Origin of the sequence: Ensifer sp. M14 (assembly GCF_003355565.1) — a bacterium.
GTDB lineage: Bacteria > Pseudomonadota > Alphaproteobacteria > Rhizobiales > Rhizobiaceae > Ensifer.
The window spans coordinates 699,241-710,616 of sequence record NZ_QJNR01000014.1 but is presented as its reverse complement, the minus strand read 5'-3'; the positions used below and the strand labels follow the sequence as shown (position 1 = coordinate 710,616).

Annotated in this window: 6 protein-coding genes and 3 pseudogenes; 6 read left to right on the top strand and 3 right to left on the bottom strand. The window is 58.1% G+C overall.

The features are described from left to right. Positions 1-85 precede the first annotated feature (85 nt). Positions 86-814: a reverse transcriptase domain-containing protein gene (locus BLJAPNOD_RS31795; protein ID WP_343215837.1), complete on the top strand. Its 729-nt coding sequence runs from the start codon at positions 86-88 to the stop codon at positions 812-814. Positions 815-1,072: 258 nt separating this feature from the next. Here the strand turns inward: BLJAPNOD_RS31795 and BLJAPNOD_RS31790 are convergent. Further along, a pseudogene (locus BLJAPNOD_RS31790) lies at positions 1,073-1,566 on the bottom strand (Tn3 family transposase); the annotation flags it as partial. 371 nt (positions 1,567-1,937) lie between these two features. Between BLJAPNOD_RS31790 and BLJAPNOD_RS31785 the strand changes: the two are divergent. Continuing rightward, complete coding sequence (locus BLJAPNOD_RS31785) at positions 1,938-3,188, top strand: hypothetical protein (protein WP_147294621.1); 1,251 nt, start codon at positions 1,938-1,940, stop codon at positions 3,186-3,188. A 33-nt stretch (positions 3,189-3,221) separates the two neighbouring features. Here BLJAPNOD_RS31785 and BLJAPNOD_RS31780 read toward each other — a convergent pair. Together BLJAPNOD_RS31780 and BLJAPNOD_RS31775 are read right to left on the bottom strand one after the other, a co-directional pair. After that, positions 3,222-3,475 (bottom strand): annotated as a pseudogene (locus BLJAPNOD_RS31780) (ISKra4 family transposase); the annotation flags it as partial. Positions 3,476-3,578: 103 nt separating this feature from the next. Beyond that, on the bottom strand, positions 3,579-5,663 hold the full coding sequence (locus BLJAPNOD_RS31775; protein ID WP_077505583.1) for an adenylate/guanylate cyclase domain-containing protein: 2,085 nt from the start codon (positions 5,661-5,663) through the stop codon (positions 3,579-3,581). Positions 5,664-6,388: 725 nt separating this feature from the next. On the opposite strand from BLJAPNOD_RS31775, the gene BLJAPNOD_RS31770 reads away from it, so the two are divergent. From BLJAPNOD_RS31770 to BLJAPNOD_RS35510, 4 genes and pseudogenes are all read left to right on the top strand, one after another. After that, on the top strand, positions 6,389-7,066 hold the full coding sequence (locus BLJAPNOD_RS31770; RefSeq protein WP_115422711.1) for a L,D-transpeptidase: 678 nt from the start codon (positions 6,389-6,391) through the stop codon (positions 7,064-7,066). 14 nt (positions 7,067-7,080) lie between these two features. Continuing rightward, positions 7,081-7,617 carry an OmpA family protein gene (locus BLJAPNOD_RS31765; RefSeq protein ID WP_244611169.1) on the top strand — a complete coding sequence of 179 codons (537 nt, stop codon included), beginning with the start codon at positions 7,081-7,083 and terminating at the stop codon, positions 7,615-7,617. Positions 7,618-9,230: 1,613 nt separating this feature from the next. After that, a pseudogene (locus BLJAPNOD_RS31760) lies at positions 9,231-9,976 on the top strand (IS6 family transposase). A gap of 389 nt (positions 9,977-10,365) precedes the next feature. Next, positions 10,366-11,376 (top strand): Ig-like domain-containing protein (locus tag BLJAPNOD_RS35510; RefSeq protein ID WP_244611168.1); only part of this gene is annotated, 1,011 nt, incomplete at its 3' end.

Below are 11,376 nucleotides of genomic sequence, written 5' to 3'. Positions count from 1 at the left end.
GATCGCCTGCAAAAACTGAGCCGCATCGCGCGCCCGATCTTCGCTCCATTCACTCGAAGTCATCCCCAACGAGCTCCGCGCTGTTGTGCTCAATGCCATCTACGAAGGCGACTTCTGTGGTTTCTCCTACGGGTTCCGGCCCGGTCGAGGACCCCATGATGCATTGGATGCCCTATGCGTGGCGATCGACCAGCGGAGGATGAGCTGGATAATTGACGCTGACATCCAGAACTTCTTTGGGGCGGTCAGCCAGGAATGGTTGGTCCGCTTCTTGGAACACAGGATCGGCGACAAGCGCATCATCCGCCTGATCCGCAAATGGCTGAAGGCGGGCATCCTCGAAGACGGGATCGTGACCGTAGGTGACAGGGGAACGGGACAGGGCTCGGTGATCTCACCGCTGCTCGGGAACATCTACCTGCATTATGTGCTCGACCTGTGGGCCAAACGCTGGCAACAGCGCGAGGCCACCGGCGACATGATCACCGTGCGTTATGCTGATGACCTGATCGTCGGTTTCGAGCGCGAGGGCGACGCTCGTCGCTTCCTCGCTGCGATGCGCGCGAGGCTTGAGGAGTTCATGCTGTCGCTCCATCCGGACAAGACCCGCTTGATTGAGTTCGGCCGCTTCGCTGCGGTCAACCGCCAGCAACGCGGGCTCGGCAAACCGGAGACCTTCGCCTTCCTGGGGTTCACGTTCATCTGCGGGAAAACACGCAAAGGGCACTTCCAGCTTCAGCGGAAGACCCGAGGCGACCGCATGCGGGCGAAGCTCAAGGACATCAAGGCGGACCTGCGGCGGCGGATGCACTAGCCAATCTCCCAACAGGGAAAATGGCTGAGGCAGATCGTCGGCGGGCACTTCGCCTACTTCGCGGTTCCAACGAACCTCCGGGCGCTCTCCGCGCTCCGGTATCGGGTGACTGGTCTCTGGCGGCGATGCCTACAGCGGCGCAGTCAGAGGGCCGACGTCACTTGGGAGAGAATCGTGAAACTAGCCAACGACTACCTACCCAAGCCTTGCATCCTTCATCCATGGCCAAATGTACGCTTCGCCGTCAATCGCCGTCAAGCGGGCGAGGCGTGAGAGCTGCCAGTAATCATGCGTGTTCGAGGCTTCCGCCGTTTTACGAAGGCCGAGGTTCAGTCCCTCCACAAGCAGGACGTTCAACAAGCCGACCCGGTCGGCGCATGGCGCTCCGGTTCTCAGATGGGAGAAGGCGTCGGAGAAGCCGATCGCCTTGTCAACCTCCGGCAAGATGTCTGTGATCCGCACGGACGGCATCCGACGATAGAGATCGAGAACCAGCTCTTCTGCGTTTTCGGGAACGTCTGCAGTCAGCCGGTCGATCCGCAACGTTCCATCTTCGATGCTGCCATGGGGAATGGTCCCATCGCGAGCGGCACGCGCCAACCGATTCAAGCAGTCCCACGGGCTTTGCGATCAGTCAGCCAGGCTTGGGAATCAGGAGGAACCGCCAGCCTGGCGTTCGCCTGCGCCGAGGTCAACGGTACATGGACCTGCTTCAGATCACCGTATCGGCGGGAATGATCCAGCCATATGTCCGGCCCAGTCGCGCGAGAGCAGCGGCGAGATTGCGTTTAGAGCCTGGCCCACCCGCCTGCGGATGACGGAGTTAGACGCGAGCAAAGCTGAGCGCGCCCTCCTCTGCCGTCTCAATGTCGACGCGTGTTGTGCCATGCATTCGCTGAAAACGCTGAAAACCGACCCGACCATCAATCCGCTACAGAAGTAAGGCTCAGGTCATGCGTGTTGCCGGAGCTGACGGTGGTCTCCTGCTAACTTCTCTTTCACTAGATGGTGCAGACGTTGACCATTTTGCCTACCATTTGACGACGAGCGTTCCTCGCGTATCTTTGGGCGCCCTTACTTGTGATCCGATAGCCGATCAAAGACTTTAACTTCGGTGGCAACGATGATTTCCAACTACGTTCTTAGCTTCGCTTCCGCGTGCAGTTTCTGCGTTCTTCTGGTTTCATATGCGCCAGCCGCCGCGGGAAATGCTTCCGAAGCAGATCTCAGTAGCGATCGAAGGCTGGCGACAGAACTCGCCACCTGCAGCGGGGGTCTGTCCGCGACAACTCAGTACGATGGCTACGTTGAGGGACTGCGAGAAAGCCGGATGGCTGCCGCCGACGCTCTGGCCTTTGTCCTAGAGAGCGCAGCGCTGCCGGGCGCGGAATATGAAGCGATCGCAAGAAAGCAGGCAGTAACGCTCGAAGCCGAGCTGTTGGCGAGCCCAATGCAAGGTCGTGCACTAGCGATCTCCACCAAAGAAAAATGCGCGGGGCCAATAGCCCGGGCACAAACGCTCTACGACACTCAACAGAAGGCTGCAGATGCACCAAGAACTGATGCTGCCGAAGGCGCCCGACAACAAACGCTGCACATCGAAGAGGAGGTCTCACGAGTTCGAGCGCAAGCTGATGCAAGAGTCCGGGCCGCAGAGCAGGCGAAACAGGGAGCGGAGGGACAGGCTGCGAGGCAAGTCAAGGATGCGGCTGAGGATGAAGCCACGGCACTGAACCTGAAGGAACCGGCAAGGGACGACCCTATGCTGACATCGGGTGATCAACGATCGGCGACCGCCCAAAGCAAGCCGGAAAGCGTTGAGGCCCCGGACAATCTAAAGCTTAACCCGATAACGTGTTCGTCATTCTACGGATTGACGAAGGGTTTCGCGCCGGCGTCCAAGCGTAGCGAAATGGAGCATAGCGCAGAAGCTCTGTTTTCCGAATCCGGCGGAACGGCGGATCAACTTGTAGAGACCACCGTCAAGATCGCCCGATTGTTCAAGATGACCGAAAAGCACGGCGAACAAGCCACGCGACATCTCATGGAATTCTTCGTCGAAGGATGTAATGTCGTGGTGGTGGAAACCAACGCCGCCTACAGTGAAGAGTTGGCGCTCGACGGTTCCGATCCCGTTCACGGATCTGCTTGCTACACCTGGGCGAACGTAGCGAGGACCTGGTGGCAACAGAACGCCGAAAGATCCCTGATGAAGGCGCAGGCAGAAGCCGCCATGGCTAATCCTGGCCTCTATCGTATCCTGGCTACGACCATAGATGGGATCGCTAACCGCGACCCCCTTACCGGGAAGGCGGTCCAATCAAATCGTTGGAACCGAAGTTGCGTGGCAACACTAACCGGTCGGCGAAGTTGACGCGCCAGGGAGCGGGAAAAGGATGAGGGGGGGTCAAGCCGCAAGGGCATACTTGGCTTGTTTGAGGCGGCCGTCGCCAACAGCGGCCCGGACCTGAAGGCCCGGTGGGTGACAATCGGAGACCAGCGCATCTGACGCTTCTTGTTCATGCGGACATTGACGAGGCTGTTGGTGGCGCTTTCGGCCGGAGAACACAAGATCGACTGGCCTGACCAATAACGTCGGCAGTATTTGACAATCGAAGCCTTGTTCTGGACCAGATAGGTGCGAAGATTTCTGACCAGTTCGGTGCAAAACCGGCTTCTTGATCCAACGTCAGCACCGCCCCCGATTTCGGACAAGCATTGGTCGATGGGCGTCGCGACGCTCAAAAGTTGGCTCTTTACTCACCTACAACCCTAAGAGCCAAGTCTCCACCTTCCCCTTGCCCTTGACTTCGATCACCCCCCTCGCCTCGAAGACGAACTGGCCTTGGAGCTGCTCATAAACGCGACGCGTCACCTGAACGGAGTCGGGAACGCCCCCAGACTCCATTCGGCTCGCCAGATTCACCGTGTCGCCCCACAAGTCGTAGATATATTTGCTCTTGCCGATGACGCCGGCCACGACCGGGCCGCTGTTAATACCGACCCTAAGCTTCAAGGACGTCTTGTGCTCCAGCGCATGCTCGCGACTGATATGGATCATGCGGATGGCCATGCGCACCATGCGCTCGGCGTGATCGGAGCAAGGCTCGGGCAGTCCGCAAACCGCCATGTAGGCGTCGCCGACCGTCTTGATCTTCTCTATCCCGAGGTCCAGCGCCGCCGCGTCAAACCGCGTGAATAGCCCATTGAGCAACTTAACGACATCCTGCGGCGGCATGTTGGACGAAAGCTCGGTGAAGCCCACCAGGTCCGCAAAGGCCACTGTAACCTCCGCGAAGCCATCAGCAATCCGTTCCTCGCCACCGCGCAGTCGATTTGCGATCGGCGCCGGAAGTACGTTCAGCAACAGTTCCTCGTTCTCACGGTTTTTGTTTTCGATCACCGCGTTCTTTTCGCGAAGATCCTCGACCATGCCGTTGAAAGCCGAGCAAAGCTGCCCGATCTCGTCGCCTGTGCGAACCGGCACGCTGGTGTCGTAATCGCCAGCGGCGAAGCGTTTCACGCCGGCCGTGAGCTCCCTGAGGGGTGCAAGCATTGCACGCGCAAGCCAGGCGGCCGCAGCGATCAAGGCGAGCAATGCTAACCCGCCAACCACCATCAGGTCCCGGCGCAGTTGGTCGATCGCCGCAAAGGCTTCGGCGCTGTCGATCTTGGCGACAACTCCCCAGTTGACGCCTGCGATTGCTAGTGGGGCCCATGACGCGAGCGTGGGAACGCCGCGGTAGCCGACAATGTCTCCGGTCCCCTCGACACCGGCAAGGGCCGCCCTAGTGGCAGCGGTCTCAATGCGCTGGTGCAGCACTGGCGTCCCGTAGCGCTGAATGTCGGCGATTTCCGCGTCCGATGTGCCCACGGATTTAAGCTCGGCGAAGTAACCCTCACGATCTTCATAGAACGCCCGTGGGCCTGAGCGAACCAAGTAGTCGGGCCCGACGAGGTAGGCCTCGCCGGTTTCTCCGAACCCCTCCTGCCGCCAGCGACGGGTTCCGGTGACGACCTTGTCGATCTCCTCGTTCGACAGTTGCGCAACCAGCACGCCGATGACGTCGCCTCGGTCGATCACCGGTGCGGCCATGAAGGCAATGGGAGCGCCACCAGACGGCGCATAGGGCGCGAAATCCTCGAGACAGATCGCAGATCGATCGGCACTTTCCGCACATCGGGCAACCGCGGTGGCGACGTTGGAGCGATGGTACGGACCGAATTGAAGAGACGTAGAGAAATCCACTTCCTTCTGGACGGTGTAAATCAGGCGCCCTGTCTTGGGATCGGCCAACATGAAATCAAAGAAGCCTACCGTGTTGGCCGCCGTGCGCATCAAAGGGTGGTAAATTGCATGTAGCCGGCTGTAGTCGCTTCCGTCGCCGGCGTCGTCGACGAGCTTCCGCCTCTCCGGCGGGTTCGGATTGGCGACGATGTAATGGTGCTGCAGATAGTATGGGGCATTGCCGACCGGAAGGTAGTCGGTCAGCGCCGGCTCTCTGCCCAACACCCTTGCCATCTGCGGGATGAAATTATCGGCATACCAGTCGGTGACCTTCTCACGCAGTTCTGGCGGCAATTCTTGCCGATCGAGCCGGTCGACCGCGCCGCGAAACTCACGCGTTGCATCGACAACCATCTTCGAGGTGGCCAGCAGCCGCAGCTCACTCTGGATTGTACGGAAGTAGGTTTCGACCTGGCGAACCTTGTTCTGGCGGGCCGCCGTGAGGTGATCAAATATCACCGCTTCAATCGCATCACGGGCGCGGAAGTAGCCAAGCACCGCTGTGACCAGGATAGCGATCGCGCCGAGCAGAACGAGAACAGTGAAGAGTTTTGCAGCCAACCCGAAAGACGCAGAGCGCGATGGCGAGACCATATCCCTCGACGATTTCATTCACGCTGCCCCACGACGCGACCTGCCCCAAATGAAGTCAACGTTTACACGCCATGCAGATGCTGTCGTACATTGCCCCTCACCGTGAGCAGATGGATGAGGAGGCTGCAGATTAGCATAGCCGTATTAAACGCAAGAGATAATTTCGGAAATCCCAACGACGCTGGTGTTGCAGCGTTGTGGAATGCGCACCTCGTGCCCGTTACCATCGAGGAACGACGCGAGAAACCAATCAAACACTGTCTGGAGGCACGTCCGAACACGGAGATGCCTGGCGTCACCATCTACATCTTTGCAATCAGACGGGTCGAACCGCCAGCCGCCATGTGGGCATCGCTCGATGCAAACAGACCCATCAATAGAACCGTAAAAGGGACCCAAAGTACTGTTGCGGGTGAAGAACACAGAGCGCCCCGGCGTTGTCCTTGGCTTCGCGAGTTGGATTGTGCGCTCAATTCCTGGGGCATGCGAAGCAGTATTTTGTGTGAACGTTCGTCGCTTCGTTGGACCGGGAGTTGGTGGCAACTGCTACATAACACCCGGCATGTGGGCACGATGCCGCAAGACTGCCGGTGCAATCACCTATCTGGCGATGCCGGGGAGTTTTTTATTGTAGAAAATTACCAATCTGTTTTACTGCGGCTCGCTTCTTGGCTTTTCGGGGGATATTGCCGATGGAATGCACCCGCAGGGATATTATGCTTGGTGGTCTGGCACTGCTTAGCGCCGACGCAATCCAAAAACCGGTCTTCGCTGCGGCGACGTCCTATTTTTCCGGCGCCGCAGTCGACAATGGTGTGACCTACCGAAGCACTAATTTCGCCAAGATCGACAGGAAATGGCAGCGTCAGGTCGTCAAATATTTCAGCACCGAGCCGATCGGCACGGTCGTTGTCGATACAAGGCACCATTTTCTCTATCTGATCATGGAGAACAAGACGGCCATCCGCTATGGCGTCGGCGTCGGGCGCGAGGGCTTCAAATGGTATGGCCGCGCTACGATCGACCGCAAATCGCTCTGGCCGCGCTGGACACCGCCGCCGGAAATGCGCGAACGTCACCCCGAGCTGCCTGAGTTCGTTGACGGGGGCTCGCCGACGAACCCGCTTGGCCCGCGCGCCATGTACCTGCTTCGTGATGGTATCGACACCGGCTATCGCTTCCACGGGACGCTGGAGCCGGGTAGTATCGGCAAGGATGCCTCCAGCGGCTGCATCCGCATGTTCAATGAAGATGCGATCGATCTTTATCAGCGCTGCCCGATCGGCACCGCCGTTCAGGTCCTGCCACACATTGCCGACAAGGCCCCCGAGGTCAGTCAAGCAACTCCGGTCGCCCCCCCCGTCGAATGAGGAACACCGCCCTGATGCCCGCTATGCCCGGCTGTACGAAGCTGCTTTCTGCTGCGGCCATTCTCCTGACGCTGACCGCCTGCAACACCTCCGAGATTGCTGCGGTCGAAGAACCAGCCGCGGTGCCGATGACCGGAAGAACCGACGATCCGGCGCCCGGCTTCGAGACAGTCTCGGCCGGCAGCGAGGAGGATTTCATCCTCAATGTCGGCCGCCGAACCTATTTCACGCAGGATTCGGCCAGGCTCGATCCCGTCGCCAAGGCAACCTTGGACAAGCAGGCGATCTGGCTCAACAGCAACCCGCGCTGGCTGGTCAAGTTGCAGGGCTTCTCCGACGACAGCGGCTCCGCCTCGAAGATGGCGAAGCTGTCGCAGCAGCGCGCCGATGCGGCGATGGCCTATCTTGCCTCGAAGGGCGTTGACCCCAACCGCATGTGGGCCAAGGGCTATGGCAACGACCGCGAGGTGCGCGACTGCACGGAGCGTTCCTGCAAGGTGCAGAATCGGCGCGTGGTCTCCAATCTGCGCACAGAACGGGACACACTCTGAGAGGCAGGTGTCCGGGAAGCGACCTTGGTCCCCTCGCCCTCACTTCCCCGCCCTGACTCACCGGCGCCTGCAACCACCGTTCAAGGTAGAGCAGCACCCATGGGGTCGACAGCATCTATTCAGGCCTTATGTTGCGGGGAACCGACGAGTGGACGGAGGTTCTCGTCAAGGAGAAGGCGAGCAATTTCGTCACCACGCTCTTGACGTCGTTTACCTATGAAAAGGTGTGAATTCGTCTCGGCCAACCAGCTTCGCTTATCATCGGGCTGACTACGCCGACGCTGAAGTCGGGGATCTGGGCCGTGCACCTTCGCCAAGTCGGCGCGAGCCCTTTTTGGGCTATTTCAACAACTACCGCCACCGCCATGTGCTCAAGACTGCGAAATAAACAATTGTCAGAGATGCTGGAGAGCAAAGCAGCCAGCGCTGACCAAAAAAAAGTCGGACGCTTGGGCACGAAGTTGATTTCTGGATCGCGAAGTACCTCGCTTTGTGCCGAACTGCAACAGGCGAACCGACCCGCCACCTACCGTTCTTGCCGTAGTTGTCAGAGGCATGGTATGCCGGCTTTATAAAGGGAAACGGACTGTTGCAAACAAACAAATGGGAGGATGGCGGTGAACAAGCTTGCAAGGCTCGCGGGCGGTTGATGTTCGCCGTTACGATGCTTGGTCCCTCACATGACGGCACCTCCGAGACGCTAACGGTCGACCAAGTGAATGAGCGAGCAAGTGCAGAAGCCCTCAGACGAATCCGAGAGATCGACTGTGCGTTTGCAGGCGGCGCTTCAACATATCTTGACACGAAGCTGCTCTTGCGCCGTCTGTTCTATTGAAATGAGCTCGGAGGTTTCCTCGGGATGGTGGCAGAGGACAAGATCAAGGGTCAGATGAGCACATCTGACAACTGCTCTACCGGATATTGAAACGCCTTATGTCGTCACAGGCTATGGGGGTAGTGAGGCAGCGCCACTATGCGACTTTGACAAACTGCTAGAGCGAACCAAGATGAGTTCTGTCCGTTGGCATAGGGAACTGACCGCCCGGTTGGACGCCCTCGACAACGTTTTAACGCAAGCCGAAGGCCTGGACGTAGAAACGGCCACCACAATACGTGCGCACGCTATCTAATTCGCTGAGCGAGTTGAGGAGCAACTTGAGATCATACGAGCGGAATGCAGGTTTCCGTTCCGTGACCACGTATCAGACCGAGCTGGATGCAACAGGCGGGTGCCGGCTGCGGTTCGACGTAGCAAAATGAAAATCCATCAACTTCATTTGCACTATAGAAAGATATACCTTGCGGCGTCGGACCGCGTCGGGCGTTTTATGCACCGACACAGGAATGTCCAGCCGTAACCGGCCTGTCGGGAATCATTGAACTGCCTCACAGGGACCCGCCGTGTACCTCGATCGGCGAAAGCCTACTGGTTTGAAACAGCCGCTTTCCAGGATCCGTAAGGCATCGCGAGTTGCTGTACCGTCATTGGACATGCGCGATATGTCCTATGAATGTTCACCGCTCGTTCCACGCGTTTAAGATGTAACTTAAAAACTACACCCAGTTCACGTGAGATCCGCGCTTCACGATTCAGGCTTGAAGAGTTCGCGGCGATGTCACGTTGTCGTTGGCTTAACGGTTGAGGGCTAAGTCCGCTTACATGAACTCGCCCGCGATCAGTTACAAGAACCACCGCTTTCCGCGGCAAATTATCGCCCGCGCTGTGTGGCTGTATTTTCGCTTCCCTTTGAGCCTGCGGCTGGTCGAGGAAATGCTGTTGGAGCGTGGTATTGTTGTGTCTTATGAAACGATCCGGCGATGGGCTCGCAAATTCGGCCCAGCTTACACAAAGCACTTGCGCCGAAAGACACCGCTGCGAAAGGATATATGGCATCTGGACGAGGTCGTCATTTCCATCGGCGGACGAAAGCATTGGCTATGGCGCGCTGTCGATCAGGACGGTTACGTTCTCGACGAGTTTGTCCAGGCCCGCCACGATACCAAAGCTGCCAAGCGGTTGCTGGTCAGACTGCTGAAGAAGCAATGCCTGGCGCCGAAGCGCATCGTCACCGATAAGCTGCGCTCATATGTGCGGCAAGACGGAACGTGATGCCCGCTGTCGAACATCGATCACACAAGGGCCTGAACAATCGTGCGGAGAATTCTCACGTACCACTTCGAAAACGAGAACGGGTGATGCAAGGATTTCGATCTGTCGGCGGCTTGCAACGTCTCGGTCTTTTCAGCAGTTCGAAATCTCTTCGTCCCGCCGCATCCGAAACGCTCAGCTCTTTCAATCTACATTCAACGTCTCCGTGCCATGGCGCAATGGAAGGCTGTGACTGGAACCATGACCTGATTTCAGGCATAGGGCGCCGTTTCAATTACTGCCAAACAACGTGACAACGCCCTTGCGATCGCCAGCGCAAAAACTGCCCTTTCCGCATCGACAGAAATGAACGTCGCAGGCCGTCCGCCACCCTGGTGTGGAGTGCGCTCGCAACGTCCATTAAGGAGCGTTGCGCTCTTTCAGCAACTATCCGGGGAAAATTATCGATCCGCAAAAAGCATGATACCAAAACAGGCGGCGAATCTTTAATGCTGGATTCGAACTGATTTTCACTCCGTCTGACCGCACGCAATAGATTTGGGTAGTTATCAATTCAATCAAGTAAGATGTGCAATTTCCCTGAAACATTAGCGTAAATTGTTCTTGGGGCAGTCCTCACGGGTCTTGTAAAAAGTAAAATGTCGATATTTAAGGCGAATATACTTTTGATCATCATGAAAGCCATGCCCCTCTTTGCCGGGGTTTTGCTGCAGAGGCTTCACCTGCCCTTCCGGTACATTCTGCCGAACCTTGAGGGATTTTCGTATCTAAGCTTTGACGGCTCAGGATGTTTGTGGAAAAGTTCGCTGGAACGAACGCTGGCGAAGTGCGCCTCCATCCTGTTCGGTTTCATTGTGTTCTGGACGGCGACAAGTTCAAGCGCCTTGGCGTGCAACTGGACGCTCGATTACACTAGCATTGCGCAATCGATCTCGCTGAACACAACCTCTTGTGACGCCAAGCCGACGGTTGAGCCGGAGTGGGGCGGGCTGTTCCGGTTGGCGGGAACGGAGGCCGCCTACAGCTATGGAGTGGGTGCCGACGCCATCTCAGGCGATCCAAAGGCTGAAGATGTATCCGGCTCCAATGGCGGCGTCTACACCTTCACCTACTATAAAACGACTGGGACTTTCAACATAGCGTTGAAGAGCGCTCCGACCGGCGGCAGCGGCAGCGTCACCCTGTACTCATACACCGGCATCGACCAGAACGGTAACGGGTCGCCGGCAAACACCCTTAATACGTTCACGATTGCCTATAGCCCACTCGCCGTCGCCAATGTGGTATCGGCCACAGTCGCCGCCAGTTCATCGAACAACCCGGTCACGCTGAATATTACCGGCGGCGTGGCAACTTCCGTCGGCGTTGCTTCGGCGGCCGCCCATGGCACCGCGACAGCCTCGGGCACGACGATCACCTACACACCGACGGCGGGCTATTCCGGCTCCGACAGTTTCACTTACACCGCCACCAATGCCTCCGGCACATCCGCGCCAGCAACCGTGACCATCACGGTCTCTGCTCCGACCATCGCTATCTCGCCAGGGACGATGGCCGGCGGTACCGTCGGCTCGGCCTATAGCCAAGCCATCAGTGCCTCCGGCGGGACTGCGCCCTATAGCTACGCCATAACCGCCGGCGCGCTTCCC